Source organism: Rhodococcus wratislaviensis (assembly GCF_041228765.1).
GTDB classification, from domain to species: domain Bacteria; phylum Actinomycetota; class Actinomycetes; order Mycobacteriales; family Mycobacteriaceae; genus Rhodococcus_F; species Rhodococcus_F wratislaviensis.
On record NZ_CP150488.1, the window covers coordinates 4264782 to 4282478 of the forward strand.

Below are 17697 nucleotides of genomic sequence, written 5' to 3' on the forward strand. Positions count from 1 at the left end.
GAGAGGAAGTGCTGATCTGTCGGGCCGAGCGTGAGCTCGGGTGCGGTCAGCTGGTCAACGCTGCCATCGGGTCGGGCAGGTCCGGGCTCGTCTGCAGGGCCCAGGAGTGGGTGGTGATCTCCGAAACCGGGATGCCCTGGACCAGTGCTTGCCGCATCAGTTCCGGGACGAACGACACCCCGACCGGGTTGTTGGCGTACTCCGGGCCGTTCATGTAAGCCGTCGCCTCGTCCGGGGTGGTGAAGTTGTCGATCTGCAGCTCGACGAAGTTGCCGTCCGGATCCTGGTAGTACAGCGACGTCGTCACCCCGTGCTGGATCGGCACCTTCGGCTCAATCCCCTTCTCCTTGAGCGAGTCGTACCGATCGAGCAGATCGTCGAGGGTGTCGAAGGTGTAGGCGGTGTGGTGCATGCCCGCCGCACCCGGATTGCGCGGTTCGAGCTGCACCGGGGCACCGAGCAGCGCGACCCGGTGGTGTTCCTCGTCGAAGGTGATGAAGCACAATCCGTGCCCTTCGTAGACCACGTGCGCATCCAGCACAGTGCAATACCAATCGCGCATCTCCTCGAACCGGCTCGTCTGCAGCACGACGTGCGCGAACTTAGGGGTAGCGGTCATCGGTGACTCCTTCGATACCGATCACGGTCGGGTGACCGAGAGGGATGTGTGAGACCCGGGTTCGAAATGTCGTTCCACAGCTAGGGTGGATTCCTACCCGGAGCTATATTTGATAACAGCTCGCGTTGCTGCGAGCACCCTGCAGAGACCATTGCTGTGGTCCCCGTCACGTTGTTGTCTCCCCATTTCACGAGATTCCATCGCGGATGGCTAGTGGCTGGGGAACAGGAACTTCGAGGGAAATTGGTTTACAGCCCAATTTGGGTGATGTGTGGGCTGTAGCGTTGACGTGGTCGGAAAGGATGTCGGGTGCCGCACTGGACTGGTGAACTATCGGGAGCACGGGCCCGGCAACCGGAGCTCGAGTGGCTCAGCCCGGACTCCGAACGCGTTCGCGCCGCCCTCGGCGACGGCGCGGTGACCTGGGCGGTTGAAGTGGGCCAGGACATTGCCGCCACGATCTCGCGGAAAGTTCCCGCAGTGGACGACGGAGCGCCACCCCTGGACGCGATTCGGCGAGCCACCACGGCGACCGTGTTCCGGGCACTGAGGCTGGTCGCGGGTATCGGCGAATCGGAATCTACTCTGGCCAGTGCCGAGGTGGAGGACATCGCCCGCGATTTCGCCCGCCGAGGCATGGAGCTCGACGATCTGCTCCGGACCATCCGCGTCGGGTATGCCGTGCTGGCGGCCGCACTTCTCGACGCGGCGACCCGGCTGCTGCCGCCGAGTGAGAGCAGCGGCGAGCTGCGCCGCATCTCCGTGCTGCTTTTCGAGGTGCTCGACGACTTCACCGGGGTGGCCGCCGCCGCCTTCCTCGAGGAGCAGAGCGCATGGGCGGCGGGGGTCTCGGCGGCCCGGCTCGACCTCGTCACCAAGATCATCGCCGCGGACCCCATCGAACCCGCCCACGCCGAACAGGTCCTCGGCTATCCCCTCGGCGGCCATCACGTGGCCCTCATCGCCTGGAGCGGCCCGCATTCGAACCATGACCTCCGGACCGTCGTCGACCCGGTGCTACGGCATTGGGGAACACCGACAGCATCACTGGTGATCCCCGTCGGTCTCCAGGCGATCTGGGCGTGGGGGGCGATCACCCCGGACCCGACCCGCGCCCTGACCTCCTCCCTACCCGACTTCGTTGACACCTTCGTCGTCGCCGGCCAACTCGGTTCCGGGATGAAAGGATTCCGCAGAAGCCACCTCGAAGCGCGGGCCGTCGAGCGGCTGGTTCGCCTGCGGGTAGGTCATCCACCCACCACCACCGGTCACGAGCACATCGGCCTGGAAGTGCTCCTGCTCGCCGACCCGGAAGCCGCAGTGCAGTTCGCCTCCCGTCTGCTCGGCCCGCTCGCCGGCGACGACCCGCGGATGGCCGACTTGCGGTCGACCCTGAGCCTGTATCTCGACTTGGACCACAGCCTGTCCAAAGTCGCGGCGGCAGAGCATATTTCCAAGAACACGGTGACCTATCGAGTGCAGAAGGCCTTGAGCCTGTGCACACCTTCGGAGGGGTCGACCACGGACCTGCGTGCCGCGCTCCGCATTCATGAGTGGCTTAAAGACGCCCCCATCGCTCAGTGGCAGCGATCGTAGCTTGATAGGCCGAACCCTCGGCTGGTTCAGAAACCAAAAGTTGGCGACAACGCTGGGCTCTGCAGTAGTGCGAACTGGGTAACTGATGCGGTCTACTTGTGGTGTAGAACACATCGGGTGTGAAAGCCCGAAGGCCAGCGGCACCCGTCCCGTCCGTTCTCCACGGTTTGTTGCGCTGAGAGCCGCAGTCGACAGAAGGAAGATTTACCATGGATACCCCCTTGAGTCCTGTCCAGGAAACGTTCAAGGACGTGATGGCACACGTGGCCACTCCTGTCGCCGTCGTGACCTCCATGGACGGCGGCCTGCCCTTCGGCACCACGGTCAGCGCCTTCACCTCTTTGTCGATGACACCGCCGATGGTCCTGGTCTCCCTGGACCGCGGATCGGAGACGCTCGAACTGATAACGGCATCGAAGAAGTTCGGGTTGAACGTGTTGGGTAGCGACCAGCAAGGCACCGCGCTGAAGTTCGCGAAGAAGGGCGGAATAGGCAAGTTCCATGGCGTGCGGTGGGACGTCGACCACGAACTTCCCCGAATCGCCGGCGCCGCCGGCTGGATCGCCTGTCACGTCGAGCAGTTTGTCGAGGGCGGCGACCATGTGGTCGTGCTCGGCAACGTCGTTGCGGCAGAGAATAATTACAGCGAGCCGCTCACCTATCACCGCCGCGTATTCGGCACGCACTCGGCGCTCGAACCCGCATAGCACTGCCAGGCCTCGATTACGCCGCGGCTAGAGCAACTCGACAGCAGCACCGAATTATTCTGCAAAGGAAGGCAAACCATGACGACCTTGTTAGCGCCCCGCGCCTCGCACCATCGGTCATGGTCGACACTCGCAGCCGGTAGTGGCGCACTCGCCGACGGCGAGCTGATCATCCTGAGCCATCACCGCCGCGTGGTGCTCGTGGGGTGCGCCGGCGCCGTGACCACCGAGCAGATGGCCTTCCTGATCCGCCACACCACCGGATTTGTGCAGGTGGCACTGCATGAACGTGTCTGTGACCGTCTCGTCCTGCCGGAAGCGACCCCCAGGGTTCGGGCCATCTCCACACTCGGCCACGGCCAATGTGTCACCGTCGACGCCGCTGCCGGTATTACCACCGGAATCTCCGGCGCCGACCGGGCGCGCACGGCCCGCATCCTTGCCGACCCGGCCACGGAGCCAGACGATCTCACCCGGCCCGGGCACCTGGTCCCGGTGCGCGTGACACCCACGGAGTTCCGGATCCGCGCGACCACCGCGTCCCTTGCCCTCACACTCACCGACACGGCTGAACCCCCGTACTCGGGCGCGGTGTTCGCCGACCTCGACGGCATCGCCGACCCGACCAGCGTCGGCGATCGACACGACGCCGAAATCCTCGCCGGCCGGTACGGACTGACACTCGTCGCCGGCCCGAACCTGAAGGGCAACGTTCGCTGATACCCCCGCGGTGCCGCACGCGACACGCACACCCGAACCAACCAGAATCCGCACACCCCAGGCGCGGTTTCCGCACGCCCGGAGCTGGGCCGATCTACACCCCCACAGCCACGAACAGTTACTTTCACACACCGGAGGAAACAATGGACATCACCCGCACCGAACTCATGGACCGGGTGCACTCCCTGGTACCGGCCTTCGCCGAACGCGCCCAGAAGACCGAGGAGAACCGTGCTCCCCTCGACGAGACGATCACCGACCTCATCGACTCGGGAATCCTGGCCACGCTGACCCCGAAGGAGTACGGCGGACTCGAACTCGGACTCGACGTCGCCGCCGAGATCGTCCGCACCATCAGCGCCGCCTGCCCGTCGACCGGCTGGGTCACCTCCTTCTACATCGGAGCGGCCTGGCGGGTGAACATATTCACCGAACAGGCGCAACGAGAAGTGTTCGCCGACAAGCCCTACACCCTCACCGCTGGTACCGCGGCCCCGCTCGGTCAGGTGCAGAAGGTCGACGGCGGCTACCGCATCACCGGGCAGACGGCCTGGAACTCCGGTTCGGTGCACGCGGAATGGTTCACCTTCGCCGGTGTCGTGTTCGAGGAGGGCAGCGCCCCCACCCCGTTGTGGTTCCTGGTGCCTCGTGAGGACGTCAAGATCCTCGACACCTGGTACATCGCCGGCATGTCCGGGACCGGCAGCAACGACATCAGCGTCGACGACGTCTTTGTCCCGGACTACCGCACCGGGCCGTTCGCCCTCGCCCTCGCCGGTACCGCTCCCGGGCAGCTGATCCATCCCAACCCCATGTACCACCTGCCGTTCCTGCCGTTCGCGATGGCCGAGGTCACCCCGGTCGTCGTCGGTGCCCTGCGCGGTGCGGCGGACGCGTTCGTCCAGCGCACCCGGGACCGGCAGGGAACCATCAGCCAGGAGAAGGCCTCCGGCAAGCAGGCCGCCCAGATGCGGCTCGGCCGGGCGCTCGCCGCGGCGGACGCCGCCGAAACACTCCTCGACGCCTTCTTCGAACGCCTCACCGCCCAGCGACCCGAGCAGTCCGACCCCCGCGATCGTGCCGAAATGAAGCTGAAGGCAGCATATCTGGCGGACCTGGCCCGCAACGCCCTCAACGACATGGTGCGCGGAATTGGCGGCGACGGGTATCGGAGCTCGGCACCGATCCAGCGGTTCTTCCGTGACCTGTCCGTGCTGTCGGTGCACGCCTTCCTCGACATCGACACGGCCTCGGAAACCATCGGCCGGTTCACCCTCGACCTTCCGGTATCCGATCCGCTCCTCTGACCGGCTGCGGCTACGTCCTCACCTCCCGAGCCTCGGCCGCGGATCGCCCGCGGCCGAGGCTCGGACGGCAACCGAGTAACCGCGCAGGTACCCAGGTCCCGTTCCCGCGGCACCACCGTCGGAACTCGGGACCCTATGGCCACAAATGATGCGACCACCGAGCAGTCCGTAGCGGCACGTCGGTGAATCGACATCGTCAGCTCAGGATCAGGAGAGAAGCATTGGTGAGCAGTAACGCGACGATCGAATGCCTCGACGACGCAGCCAGAGCCCTGCTGTTCGGCGGCGCACGAACGGTCAACAACTTCGCCCCGACCCCGGTCAACGATGACGAACTCGCCCAGATCTGGGAAATGACCCGCTGGGCGCCCACGGCAGCGAACTCCCAGCCGATGCGCGCGCAATTCGTGCGCACCGAGGACGCCCGCCGCCGACTGCTCGCACACCTCGACGAGGGTAACCGTGAGAAGACGGCGTCAGCGCCCGTCACCGCAATTGTTGCGGTCGACAGCGAATTTCACGAGCACCTTCCCCGCCTGCTGCCCATCCGGCCACAGCTCCGTGATGTCTTCGCGGACAACGACGCGCTGCGCGAGCGCACCGGCAACTTCAACGGTGCCCTGCAGGCGGGGTACTTCATCCTCGCCATCCGTGCCGCCGGCCTGGCGGCCGGGCCGATGGCAGGCTTCGACCCGGCAGGAATAGACGCGGAATTCTTGTCCGGAACCTCCTGGAGGTCCATCCTGGTCGTCAACATCGGACATCCCGGCGAGAACCCGTTTTTCGAGCGTCTCCCCAGACTCGACCCCTCAGAGACCGTGCGCTGGGCCTGAGGGCTGTAGACCGCTCTCCGATCGTTCCCATATCGAGTCCAGATCGATCCCCACAGTGCGGGGGCATCCCGTCACATCACCAGAGAAAGAGAGTTCGCGATGACCGCAGTCACGACCGAGGTCGAGACCACCCGTAAACTTCTCGAAGCCGCCGACACCGACATCGCCGCGTTCTTCGACTACTTCTCCGACGACTGCGTCTTCCGGATGGGCAACAACGCCCCCGTCATCGGAAAGAGCGCCATCCAAACCTGGGTAGCGCAGTACCTGAACTCGGTGGTGTCGATGCGCCACGAGATCATCGAAGAATGGTCAGAGGGAAACGTCACCGCGCTCCGGGTCGAGGTCACCTACACCTTGCAGAACGGTGAATCCTTCACCCTTCCCGCCGTCACGCGCACCCGCGTCGAGCACAACAAGGTGACCGAGTACCTGATCTTCATGGACCCCAGCCCCGTTGCCTCGGGCACCTCGCAATAGCAGCGCCCAAGTCGGACCGCGGGCCCAATGGGTGAACACGACAGGCTCTGACTTGTTGAATCACCTGTGGATTCGATTGGGATCTGCAGTCTCGTAGCGTCCAGGGTGTCGATCGGCGCAGGCTTGCAGGCTCTATGCCACCATCTTTAGAGGTTGGCTCACAAATAGCGTGCCATGCCGGTCGACACCCGCCCTGCGGTGTGGCTCGACAGAGGCGTGAACGAGATCTTCAAGTCAGGATGCCCACCGCAGGCACGTTCGACTTCGCCTACAGAAGGAGTACTGCCAGGTGGTCATCATCGGAATCGACCCGCACAAGTCGTCATTCACCGCAGTTGCCGTCAACCGCAGCGGCGCCACCGTTGGGTCCCGTCGGTTCGTGGTCAATGCCGGCACCGCCACTGCGTTGTGTGAAATGGTGCCGCCGGGACTTGGCCAAGGACGTGCTTGCCGACCTCCGGACATCGATTCGAACATCAAAGCCAACGAAGCTCAGATGCGCGATGCAGTCGCCGCCACGACGACGACTCTGCGGAAAGTTCACGGAATCAACACCGTCCGTGCCGCCAAACTCCTCGGCCACATCCGGGACATCACCCGATTCCCCTCTGCCGACCACTTCGCCGGCTACACCGGCACCGCTCCTCTCGCCGCGTCGAGCGGCGAGAACACACGCCACCGGCTCAACACCGGTGGCAATCGTCAACTCAATTCCGTGCTGCACACCATCGCCGTCTGCCAAGCCCGCGACCCGGGGCCCGGCCGCGTCTATTACCAGCGCAAACTCGACGAGGGCAAGACTCGAGCCGAAGCCCGGCGAGCACTCAAACGCCGCCTTGCGAACGTCCTCTATCTCCGGATGCGCAGGGACCAACAACACGCACCACCTACGGCTGCTTGACACACAGAGGCGCTATTGGGTGAACACCGAGGAGGGGTGTTCACCTATGGCGAGCAATGATGCAGGCCTTGGTAGCTCCCAAACTGACGGGCGGGTAATCACGCGTAAGAGGGGCCTCCAATCACACCTGATTCCGCCTTGCCGCGGGTACGGTCGCGCACTCCAGGCGAACGGATGGTTGCTTCGGATCGTTCTGGTGGGCGCAGTGCCGGCGGGCGAGTGGAGTGAGCGCCTGACCATCAGTGTCCCCACTGGCGGACCTGCAGACCTCCGCTGGCGAGGAGTCCGTAGGTCGCTGCCGGTCTGTGGAGTGGCTGCTGTAAATGAACGTCAGGGACCGATGGACCGGGTGGCTTCGATGAGCCGCTGTTCGGTCGATCCGTAAGAACAGGACCGGCGGCGGATCCGCGAAGACAGCCAGGTCGACCGAGACCCATCGATTCATGCCGTAGCGAGTGAGGAAGAGATCAGCACTAAAGGTAAGTTCGATGTACCATTAATGGTAAACAACCTGCGGTTAGGAGATGGAATGCGGATTCTCGCAGCGGGCGGTACCGGCAAGGTCGGCGCGGCCGTCGTGGAAGCGCTGAGGGGCAGGCACGAGGTGGTAGTGGCCTCTCGTACGAGTGAGTATCGGGTGGATGTCGGTGACGGATCATCGATTGATCGCCTGTACGGACAGGTTGGCACCGTCAATGCGGTGGTCAGTGTGTTGGGATCGACGCCGTTTCCGCAGTTCGCAGACCTGACGACAGACCACTTCCGGGCCGGTATCGCGAACAAGTTGCTCGGGCAGGTCGACCTGGTGCTGCGCGGTCTCCCGTTCGTCGCCGACGGCGGATCGTTCACGCTGGTATCGGGCATTCTCGCCCGCGAGCCCATCCGTTCCGGCGCCGTGGCATCGACCGTGAACGGAGGGCTCGAGTCCTTTGTGCGGGCAGCAGCGACGGAACTGCCGCGGGGCATCCGCATCAACGCGGTCAGCCCTACGGTGGTCACTGAGGCCCTCGACGTGTACGGCGAGTTCTTTCCCGGATTCGCGCCGGTGCCGGCTGCCGAGGTTGCCCGGGCGTTCGTGAAGTCGGTGGAAGGTGTTCATACGGGGCGCATCTATGAACTCGATTGAGCTGCGGGCTCGGCGCACTTCTTGGTATCACCGGATGTCGGACGGTTCGCGTGTGGGTGCGGTTCATTGCGGGGCGGGGTGGGCGGTTCGAACTGGTGGGCAATCGGTCCACGGGCACCCGCCGGTCCCGGTGTCCGGCGCTTCAGACCGGGATAACGCCGAGTGGCAGCAGTTCTCGGCGTGCCGGGGTTCGAATACCGAGTTGTTCTTCCCGCAAGACGGTGAAGCGCAACATGTTCGGGTGAGCCGTGAACGGTCCGCGAAGGAAGTGTGTGACGTCTGCCCGGTGGCGCGTCAATGCGCGGACTATGCGTTGGTGACCAAGGAGCGGCACGGTATCTGGGGTGGTATGACCGCTCAGGACCGGCGAAACCATGAGCGCCGCGCGCGTTTCGTGGTGGCGCGGACTTCTCGGTCGGTATCGCTCTGATCAGCCAGGCCGGGGCATGGTTGTATCGCGAGCATCGGTATCGAGGAGGATGTATGCCGGAACGCCCTGAGGCTGCTCTCCTGCCGGTGGCCACGACCACACGTCGCGGCGGTGTGATCGCGCAGATCAAACGCACCATTGTGCGCGGTTCGCTGCAGCCTGGGGAGAGGCTCACCGAGGCACGGCTCTCCTTCGAATTGAACTTGCGTCGTCCGACGTCCGGGAGGCGCTGAGTCAGCTGGCCCAGGACGGCCTGCTCGTCCAGGAGCCCTATCGGGGGTTACGGGTGGCCTCGCTCGACATGCGGCACTGCTCGATATCGCGGAAACGCGGATGGCGCTCGATATGCAGGCGATGTCGGAGAACTACCTGTCGATGCGACTGTGGCCGGTGACGGAAGCGCATATCACCATTGCGCTGCTGCACGATCAGTACACGCGCGCCGAACCCGCACGCGCGCACGCGGGCACGCCGCCTTGATCGAGGCTTTCGAGACCCCTGACCTGGAGCAGATTCGCGCTGCCTTCACGGTGCACACGATCGGCATGCGCGAGAGTGGGTCGCTCTGATGGCCGTGCGCCGTGCCGGCACCTGAACTCCCGACTGCCTGGACCTCGTGTCGGGCCCGTCCTCTCAAACCCGAAAGACATAGCCGATGCCGCGGACGGTGTGGATCATTCGTCCGGCTCCCGTCGCCTCGAGCTTGCCGCGCAGCGAGCTGATGCACACGTTCAGCACGTTCGACCGTGCCGCCATCGACACCGGCAGTGCCCAGACCGTGCGGAGGAGATCTTCGCGGCGAACGACGCATCCGACATTCTTGGCAAGGACGACCAGGACGCTGAACTCCTGCCTGCTCACGTCGACCCATCGGCCGTTGGCGTGCACCGTTCTCCCGGTAATGCTGATGGTCAACTCAGGGAAGACGAGGTCATCGATCGGTGCCCAGCGCACCCGACGGAGGACAGCGCGGAACCGCGCTGCGAGTTCAGGAACGGTGCAGGGCATCACCACGTGGTCGTCAGCGCCGGCATCGAGGATGGCGATGCGGTCGGCGCTGGACGCAGTACTGCTGATGACACAAATTCCGGCACCGACTCCGTCGAGTCGCTGCCGTTGAACCGTGGACACGATCTCGACCCCCTCGCGTTGAAAATAGGCGATCAAATCGGGGCTCAGTGCGTCGAGCCTGCCCGGCGTCAGGTCGCGGAGGTCGGTGCAGGACACTCGAAGACCGTGGGCGCCGAGCTTGCTCAGCAGGTTCGGTGACCCGAGGCCCACCAGCAGTACCGAGGGTTGTGTGCGCTCATCTGTCTCGAGGCAAGTCACGGATCCGATCCTCTTCGGGAAGCATCAACGGAGACGACATCTGCATCGGCATGCTGCAACACATCTCGCGAAGAAAATCTTGGCACAGCACGGCCCAGGAGGGCGGGAAGGGTTCGTGTGCGGTCACATTCATCTGCGAACTCCGGATGCTCGGGGGCGCCGGTGGCGCCCTGCGGGGGCGTCTCCGCCCGTCGGAGACGCTTCCCGGTTCTGTCGTGACCCCGATTACATCTCATGCTTGCCGTTTTTGGCAAGTTTCATTTACCATTTATGGGTCACTTGCTCTCCAGGAGGTATCCATGTCAGAAGATCTCAAGGGCGTCTACTCCGCGGTCGCCACTCCGTTCACCCAGGATCAGCAGCTCGACGAGGCCGGTCTGCGCCGGTTGGTCGACCGCACCATCGAATCCGGGATTCACGGGCTCGTTCCGCTGGGCTCGACGGGTGAGTTCTTCGCCCTGAGCCGCGGCGAACGCGAATGCGCCCTGGAAGTGGTGCTCGAGCAGACCGCAGGACGGGTGCCGGTGGTGCCGCACACCGGTGCAACCAGCACCGCCGAGGCGATCGCGCTGTCCCGGCACGCGGAGAACGCGGGTGCGACCGCACTGATGCTGGTGGCGCCGTACTACGAGCCGTTCAGCATCGAAGAGGTCAAGAGCTACTACAAGGACGTCGCCGCGTCGGTGTCGATCCCCGTGATGGCCTACAACCTGCCGGCCGCGACCGGTGTGAACCTGACTCCGCAGATCCTCGGTGAACTGATCGACGAGGTTCCCAACGTCAAGTACGTCAAGGACACCAGCGGTGACTTCACCGCCGCGGCGCAGCTCATCCACGAGTTCGGGGACAGGGTGTCGGTGTTCGTGGGCTGGGACACGCTCTTCTACGCCGCCCTGCTCGAGGGCGCCGCCGGTTCGGTCATCGGTGCGGCGAACGTGGTGCCGCGTCAGCTGATCGATGTATACGACGCCATCGCAGCCAGCGACCTGGAGCTGGCCCGCAAGCTGTGGGCCAAGCTGTTCCCGGTGATGAGCACCCTCGTCAGCGGTGGATACACCGCGGCCGTCAAAGCCGGGATGGAACTGGTCGGTCATCCCGCCGGGCCGCAGCGGGCGCCCGGTGCCGCCCTGGCCGGTCCTCGTCTCCGCGAGCTCGAAAAGGCCCTTGCGGCACTGTAAACAGGGACATTCACGCCCCCGCCGATATCGATGATCGCCGGCTCCGACACGGGGCCGGCGATCATCGATATCGGCGCCCCTTTTCGACTCGGGAATCCGAATCGGCCCTATCGGGACCGGCAGATGAAGGGCGTGTTCTGGGCCGCGCCTGGATCTCGCTGTCGGCGAGCTGGTCTTGCACTTGTCATGCCGTTTGGAACCGAGTGCGTTTCTCGATCATCGGGTGCTGGGCGGGGCCGTCGATGGCGAGGTGCGTCCAACCACGATCGCCTCGGGACCGGTCATGCACCGTGCGCGTCGGGGCGAATCCGCGTCGTGGAGGCTCGACGTGCAGGCCTCGCGATGTGGCTTCCCCAGGGTGCATCAGATGCAGCGCCGGTCTGTTCTCGCGCGGTCACCAGGTCGGTCCGCTCCGATGCACGACGAACGGCAGGGGACGAAGTCGTGACTTCGTCCCCCGCCGTGCGGATTTCGGCCTAGTGGCCGTCGCTGTCGGGTCTCATGCGCGACCGGCGCGGAGCCGTTCGGCGACCTCGATGGCGTCACCTTCGGGTGCGGTGGAGTCGGCGCCCGGCTTCGCGATCACCAGGTAGAGGAACCCGGCGACGGTGATGATGGAGAACCCGATCAGCGCGATCCAGCGGTCGACGAACGGAAGGCTCTCGTCGCCGCTGGGGCGGGCCAGGATGATCATGGCGATGATGCCGTAGACCAGGGCGGCGATATTGACGGCGACGCCCAGTTTGCCCAGGGTCCACGGTCCGCCCGGCTTCCAGCCCTTGAACCGCATCCGCAGCGCGGCCAGGACCACCATCTGGAAGGCAAAGTAGGCGGCGATGACCTGGAACGCGGCGATCCGGAACAGGGAGTCGGGGAAGAAGTAGACGAAGACCGTGAGCAGCACCGGCGCGACGTTGATACCCAGCAGTGCGTTGACCGGGATGTGGCTCGAGGAGGTGCGGGCGAAGAAGTGGCTGCCGGGGAACATGTCGTCGCGGGCGAACGAGTACACCAGCCGGCTGACGGCCGTCTGCTGGCCCATGACACCGGCCAGGAAGGAGGTCAGTGCGATGACGAGGAACGCCTTGGAACCGACCGTGCCGAGGCTGCCCTGCAGGATCGTCGGGATGGGGTTGGCGTCCTCCCCGGCCACGACGGCGGCCAGATCCGGGCAGGCGAGGACGAATCCGGAGAAGGCGAGCAGGGCGGCACCGCCGCCGACGAGGACCGTCAACGCCATCGCCCGAGGAATGGCGCGGGCCGGATTGGGGGTCTCCTCGGCGACCTCGCCGCAGGCCTCGAAGCCGTAGAACATGTACAGGCCCACCAGCGATGCTCCGACGAAGGCGTAGATGTAACTCTGCCCGCCGCCGGCACCCATGGTGTCGAAGAAGACCGAGAAGGGCTGCTTGCGCTGGAAGATCAGCAGGTACAGGCCGATCGCGACGACGCCGATGAGTTCTGCGGTCAGGCCGACGACGGAGATCCGGGCGAGGGTCTTGGTGCCGGTGAGGTTGAACAGCAGGCAGACGGTCAGCACCGACAGGGTGATGACGAGTTTCTGCAGCCCGGTGGCCGAGACCGACGGCTCGTCGGCGGTGCCGAACAGCAAACTTGCGATGAAGTCCGAGCTGAACATGGCAGTGGTGGTGATGCCGATGGTGATGGCACAGATGTAGACCCACGACATCAGCCAGGCGTACTGGCCGTTCCAGAGCCGGCGCGCCCATTGATACAGGCCGCCCGCGAGCGGGAACTGGGAGACGATCTCACCGAAGACCAGGGCGACCAGCAGCTGGCCGAAGCCGACGATGAAGATCCAGAAGACCGCCGGCGGTCCGGCAGTGGAGATTCCCAGCGCGAAGATCGAGACCACGCCGACCATCGGGGACAGGTAGATGAAGCCGAGGGCGAAGTTCGCCCACAGGTTCATCTTGCGCTCGAATTTCGGTTCGTAACCGAGGGCGCGGAGATGCTCGTCATCTCCATGGGGGGCGACTTCGCGGCTGTTACCCGTATCGCGCGTCTCTAGCATGTTTCCTCCGGGGATGGGGACTGACCGAGTGAATCGAAGATCGACGCAGTGTGCGGATCGACTTCAACTCGACCTCTCAGTGATGCATGTCACTGTGCCATTAAGGTTAATTCACCTGGCCATTTTTGGCAATGCCATCGGGTGAATGTTGCGTGGCAGTACTGGGACTGCGATAGCACGAGACTGCACGCCCCCGAAATATGGGGGCGTGCAGTCTCGTTCGGCCTTCCGTGCGTGGTTGTCAGAGCGCAGTGAGCCAGGTGTCGCCCAGGGTGTATCCGTTCGGGAAGGGATCGCTGGGGTCGAGCCCGAGCTGAGTGGTTCCGGTGATCCAGGCCCGTCCGGCGACGCTGGGGATGACCGCGTCGTACCCGCCGATGGTGGTCACGGACTCCACGCGGGAGTCGAATTTGGTGCCGATCAGTGATTCGTGGACGAATCGTTCGCCGACGGCGAGTTCGCCGCGGGCGTGTAGGACCGCCACCCGTGCCGAGGTGCCGGTTCCGCAGGGGGACCGGTCGATCCGGCCGGGGGAGACGACCACGGCGTTCTTCGACGTCAGATACTCGCCGTTCTCGTCGGTCTGCCGGGACAGCGGCCCGGTGAAGACCGTCTGGGTGATGCCGGGGATCTCCGGGTTCTCGGGGTGCTTGACCTCGTATTGTGCGGCGCCGGCCTGCTTGATGCGCTGGCCGAGTTCGCAGAGGGCGCGGGCCTCGGAGGACACGAGGTCGAAACCGGCTTCGGCGGCGTCGACGACGACGTAGGTCATTCCGCCGTAGGCGATGTCGACGGTGAGCGTGCCCAGATTCGGGACCTTCAGCGGCACCTGGGTGTGGTAGACGAAGGCCGGCTGGTTGGTGAGGCGAACGTTTTCGACCTTGCCGTCCTTGCATTCGCACTGCACCTTGATCAGGCCGGCCGGGGACTCGAGGACCACTTCGGTGACCGGCTCGGTCATCGGCAGCATCCCGGTCTCGAGCAGCACGGTGGCGACGCACATGGTGTTCGATCCCGACATCGCCGGGTACTCCGTCGACTCGAGGATGACGTAACCCAGCGGGGCGTCGGGGTGGTTGGACGGCAGGATGATGTTGGCGTTCTGCACCGCGGCACCGCGCGGCTCGAACAGGATCAGCTGACGGATCTGATCGAGGTTCTCCTCGAGGTAGACGCGCTTGTCGAACATCGTCTGGCCGGGAACGTCGCCGATGCCCCCGACGATGACGTTGCCGACCTCGCCTTCCGCGTGGCAGTTGACCACATTGAGTACGCGGCTGAATCGCATTGTTCGCTCTCTTCTTTCGGCGCTACCGACGCGCGCTGAGGTTGTCTTTCGGGGGCACCCGCTGCCCGGGCGGATTTAGCGGTCACCGAAAATCGTTCGGTGCCAGTCCTTGTGGGCGACGCCGGTGATGTCCGACATCACATGCTTGATGTTGGTGTATTCGTCGAGCGAGTAGGTCGACATGTCCTTGCCGTAGCCGGACTGCTTGTATCCGCCGTGGGGCATCTCGCTGATGATCGGGATGTGGTCGTTGACCCACACGCACCCGGCGGCGATGTCGCGGGTGGCGCGCTGCGCCCGGTACAGGTCCCGGGTCCACGCCGAGGCCGCGAGACCGAACGGGGTGTCGTTGGCCAGCGCGATGCCCTCGTCGTCGTGGTCGAAGGGGAGCACGACCAGGACGGGCCCGAAGATCTCCTGTTGCACGATCTCGCTGTCCTGTCCGGCGCCGACGACCAGGGTGGGCTCGTAGTAGAAGCCGTCGGCGAGGTCGCCGCCCGGGATGGTCCCGCCCCGCACGATCGTGGCCCCGCCGGCGCGGGCGCGATCGACGAATCCGGCGACGTGTTCCTGCTGACGGCGCGAGACCAGCGGCCCCTGATCGGTGGACGGGTCGGTGGTGGGGCCGAGCCGGACGGTGTCCATCACCGCGGCGGCACCGTCGACGAACCGGTCGAACAGTGGGCGCTGCACGTAGGCGCGGGTCGCGGCGGTGCAGTCCTGGCCGGTGTTGATCAGCGACGCGGCGACCGCGCCCTGAATGGCGGCGTCGAGGTCGGCGTCGTCGAAGACGACGAATGGGGCCTTGCCGCCCAGTTCCAGGTGCAGCCTCTTGCCGGCCGCGGCGGCGGCGATGCGGTGTCCGACCGGGGTGGAACCGGTGAACGAGACCATGCTGACACCCGGGTGGGTCACCAGTGCGTTGCCCGCGGTGGTGCCCTTACCTGTGATCACGTTGATCACCCCGTCCGGGATCCCGGCGCGGGTGGCGGCCTCGACGAACAGCAACGAGGTCAGCGGGGTGATCTCCGCGGGTTTGAGCACGATGGTGTTGCCGGCGGCGACCGCGGGCAGGATCTTCCATGCGGCCATCTGCAGCGGGTAGTTCCACGGGGCGATCGATCCGACGACACCGATCGGTTCGCGGCGGATGCTCGAGGTGTGATCGCCCGAGTACTCGCCCGAGGCCTTGCCCTCGAGGTTGCGCGCCGCGCCGGCGAAGAAGGCGACGTTGTCGATGCTGCCCGGCACATCGAACTCGGTGGTCAGCTTGATCGGTTTACCTGCCTGCGCCGACTCGACGGTCGCGAGTTGATCGGCGATCGTCTCCAGTTCCCCGGCCCACCGGGTCATCACCTCGCAGCGGTGGGCAGGGGTGGCGCCGGCCCATTCCGGTAGGGCGCCGGTGGCCGCGGTGACGGCGTCGTCGACGTCCTCTGTCGACGCCAGGGGGCCGGTGACGACGACCCGACCGGTCGACGGGTCGAGCACGTCGAACGTGTCGGCGGATTTGCCGTCACGGTAACGGCCACCGATGTACTGCGCGGGGCGGTCCCAAATATGTTGCGCCACAGTGATTCCTTCGGTCAGGGGAGGGATGGTGGGGTCGGGGTCGCGGCGGCCGGTTAGCGGTTGTCCACCATGACGTGCTTGAGGCGGGTGTATTCGAGCAGTCCGGCCTCGGCGTTCTCGGTGCCGATCCCGGACGCCCCGAATCCGCTGACGGGCAGGTCCGCGGCGAACACCAGGTGGTTGTTGACCCACACGGTGCCGAAGTTCAACGCGTTCTGGACGCGGGTGGCGGTACCGACGTTGCTGGTGAACAACGACGACGCCAGCCCGTACCGGGTGCCGTTGGCCAGCGCGATCGCCTGCTCTTCGGTCTCGAAGGTCTGCACGGTGAACACCGGCCCGAAGATCTCCTCCTGCACGAGTTCTTCGTCGTCGGCGACATCGACGACGATCGTCGGCGGGAAGAAGAACCCGTCGCCTTCACAGCTCTCGCCGCCGGACACCACCTGGGCGCCGGTGCTGCGGCCGTTGATCTTGGCGAGCACCCGGTCACGCTGCAGGGCCGAGTTCATCGGACCCACTGTGGTGGTGGGGTCGAGGACGTCACCGAGTTTCTCCCTGCTGCACCGCTTCTTCAGTCCGTCGACGAACGCGTCCAGCAGGGGCCCGTGCACGATGACCCGGCTCGCGGACATGCACTCCTGGCCGGTGTTGTACAGCCCGCCGGTCGCGATCGCATCGAGTGCGGATTCGAGGTCGGCGTCGCCGAACACGATGACCGGGGAGTTGCCGCCGAGCTCCATGATGGCCTTCTTGACGCCGTCGGCGGCCGCGATGCCGACCTTGCGTCCGGTGTCGATGGATCCGGTGAAGGAGACCACGTCGACCTTCGGGTGCCGGGCCAGTGCGTCACCGGCGACGGCGCCGGTGCCGAAAACCACGTTGAACACCCCGTCCGGGAGCACCCGGGTGACGATCTCGGCGAGCCACGCGGTCGAGTACGGAGTGGTCTCGGCGGGCTTGAGGACGTAGGTGTTGCCGGTGGCCAGCGCGGGGAACACCTTCGCGACCGCCTGCAGTAGCGGGTAGTTCCACGGGGTGATGCCTGCGGCGACGCCGATCGGCTCGCGGCGCATGATCGAGGAGACGCCCTCGAGGTAGTCGCCGCTGGAGGGGGCCGGCAGGGTGCGGGCGGCGCCGGCGAAGAACCGCATTGCGTCGATCACCCCGGGCAGTTCCTCGTCCCGGACCGCGGTGATCGGCTTGCCCGCATCGACGGCCTCGATGATCGAGATCTCCTCGAGAAGTTCCTCGGTCAGGGTGGCGATGTCGAGCAGGAATTTCGAGCGGGTGGCGGGGGTGAGGGCCGCCCATCCGGGCTGCGCGGCGCGGGCGGCGGCGACCGCTGCGTCGACGTCGGCAGCGGAAGAGGCCGGGACCGTTCCGATCTCGCGGCCGGTGGACGGGTCGAGCACCGTGATGGTCTCCGGCGAGTTCGACGGGGTCCAGCGGCCGTTGATGAAGTTGCCGGTCACTCGTCCCGCGAGCTTGTGGAGAACCGAACGCTGGTCGGAGCCGATCGTGGAGAGGGTCATGGGTGGAGTCCTTTGCTGTGAGGCCGGTGTGATGGGTGGCG

Annotated in this window: 18 protein-coding genes; 12 read left to right on the plus strand and 6 right to left on the minus strand. The window is 65.5% G+C overall.

Annotation, left to right across the window (positions count from 1 at the left end):
• Window positions 1–46 precede the first annotated feature (46 nt).
• A complete protein-coding gene (locus WKC72_RS19730; protein ID WP_037227239.1) occupies window positions 47–619 on the minus strand; it encodes a VOC family protein in 573 nt (190 codons plus the stop codon).
• A 309-nt stretch (window positions 620–928) separates the two neighbouring features.
• Between WKC72_RS19730 and WKC72_RS19735 the strand changes: the two genes are divergently transcribed.
• The 11 genes from WKC72_RS19735 to WKC72_RS19785 all read left to right on the plus strand — a co-directional run bounded on the left by WKC72_RS19735 (window position 929) and on the right by WKC72_RS19785 (window position 9199).
• Window positions 929–2215 (plus strand): PucR family transcriptional regulator, encoded by a 1287-nt coding sequence (locus tag WKC72_RS19735; RefSeq protein ID WP_370178521.1) that lies wholly within the window; start codon window positions 929–931, stop codon window positions 2213–2215.
• A 209-nt stretch (window positions 2216–2424) separates the two neighbouring features.
• Window positions 2425–2922 (plus strand): flavin reductase family protein, encoded by a 498-nt coding sequence (locus WKC72_RS19740; RefSeq protein ID WP_370178523.1) that lies wholly within the window; start codon window positions 2425–2427, stop codon window positions 2920–2922.
• A 78-nt stretch (window positions 2923–3000) separates the two neighbouring features.
• Window positions 3001–3642: a 3,4-dihydroxy-2-butanone-4-phosphate synthase gene (locus WKC72_RS19745; protein WP_037227233.1), complete on the plus strand. Its 642-nt coding sequence runs from the start codon at window positions 3001–3003 to the stop codon at window positions 3640–3642.
• 143 nt (window positions 3643–3785) lie between these two features.
• Window positions 3786–4949: an acyl-CoA dehydrogenase family protein gene (locus WKC72_RS19750; RefSeq protein ID WP_128638319.1), complete on the plus strand. Its 1164-nt coding sequence runs from the start codon at window positions 3786–3788 to the stop codon at window positions 4947–4949.
• A gap of 221 nt (window positions 4950–5170) precedes the next feature.
• Window positions 5171–5782, plus strand: a complete 612-nt coding sequence (locus WKC72_RS19755) for a malonic semialdehyde reductase (RefSeq protein WP_370178527.1) — start codon at window positions 5171–5173, stop codon at window positions 5780–5782.
• A gap of 99 nt (window positions 5783–5881) precedes the next feature.
• Window positions 5882–6262, plus strand: a complete 381-nt coding sequence (locus WKC72_RS19760) for a nuclear transport factor 2 family protein (protein WP_370178529.1) — start codon at window positions 5882–5884, stop codon at window positions 6260–6262.
• Between the two features lie 496 nt (window positions 6263–6758).
• On the plus strand, window positions 6759–7163 hold the full coding sequence (locus WKC72_RS19765) for a transposase (RefSeq protein WP_370178531.1): 405 nt from the start codon (window positions 6759–6761) through the stop codon (window positions 7161–7163).
• Between the two features lie 529 nt (window positions 7164–7692).
• Window positions 7693–8289: a short chain dehydrogenase gene (locus WKC72_RS19770; protein ID WP_370178533.1), complete on the plus strand. Its 597-nt coding sequence runs from the start codon at window positions 7693–7695 to the stop codon at window positions 8287–8289.
• A 34-nt stretch (window positions 8290–8323) separates the two neighbouring features.
• Window positions 8324–8719 (plus strand): WhiB family transcriptional regulator, encoded by a 396-nt coding sequence (locus tag WKC72_RS19775; protein ID WP_370178535.1) that lies wholly within the window; start codon window positions 8324–8326, stop codon window positions 8717–8719.
• A 53-nt stretch (window positions 8720–8772) separates the two neighbouring features.
• Window positions 8773–8952, plus strand: a complete 180-nt coding sequence (locus WKC72_RS19780) for a hypothetical protein (RefSeq protein WP_370178537.1) — start codon at window positions 8773–8775, stop codon at window positions 8950–8952.
• 100 nt (window positions 8953–9052) lie between these two features.
• Entirely contained in the window at window positions 9053–9199 is a 147-nt protein-coding gene (locus tag WKC72_RS19785; RefSeq protein ID WP_370178539.1) for a hypothetical protein, read from the plus strand.
• A gap of 153 nt (window positions 9200–9352) precedes the next feature.
• Here the strand turns inward: WKC72_RS19785 and WKC72_RS19790 are convergent, their stop codons facing one another.
• Window positions 9353–10048, minus strand: a complete 696-nt coding sequence (locus WKC72_RS19790; protein ID WP_245973492.1) for a response regulator transcription factor — start codon at window positions 10046–10048, stop codon at window positions 9353–9355.
• 299 nt (window positions 10049–10347) lie between these two features.
• On the opposite strand from WKC72_RS19790, the gene WKC72_RS19795 reads away from it, so the two are divergent.
• Window positions 10348–11226, plus strand: coding sequence for a dihydrodipicolinate synthase family protein (locus WKC72_RS19795; RefSeq protein ID WP_370178542.1), 879 nt, complete (start codon window positions 10348–10350; stop codon window positions 11224–11226).
• 499 nt (window positions 11227–11725) lie between these two features.
• On the opposite strand, the gene WKC72_RS19800 is transcribed toward WKC72_RS19795, so the two are convergent.
• From WKC72_RS19800 to WKC72_RS19815, 4 genes are all read right to left on the minus strand, one after another.
• Window positions 11726–13261: an APC family permease gene (locus WKC72_RS19800; RefSeq protein ID WP_370178544.1), complete on the minus strand. Its 1536-nt coding sequence runs from the start codon at window positions 13259–13261 to the stop codon at window positions 11726–11728.
• Between the two features lie 241 nt (window positions 13262–13502).
• The gene (locus tag WKC72_RS19805; RefSeq protein WP_370178546.1) at window positions 13503–14549 is read right to left on the minus strand and encodes a proline racemase family protein; all 1047 of its coding nucleotides are present in this window, start codon (window positions 14547–14549) and stop codon (window positions 13503–13505) included.
• A 75-nt stretch (window positions 14550–14624) separates the two neighbouring features.
• A complete protein-coding gene (locus WKC72_RS19810) occupies window positions 14625–16121 on the minus strand; it encodes a gamma-aminobutyraldehyde dehydrogenase (protein WP_370178548.1) in 1497 nt (498 codons plus the stop codon).
• 53 nt (window positions 16122–16174) lie between these two features.
• On the minus strand, window positions 16175–17656 hold the full coding sequence (locus WKC72_RS19815) for an aldehyde dehydrogenase family protein (protein WP_370178551.1): 1482 nt from the start codon (window positions 17654–17656) through the stop codon (window positions 16175–16177).
• Window positions 17657–17697: the final 41 nt, after the last annotated feature.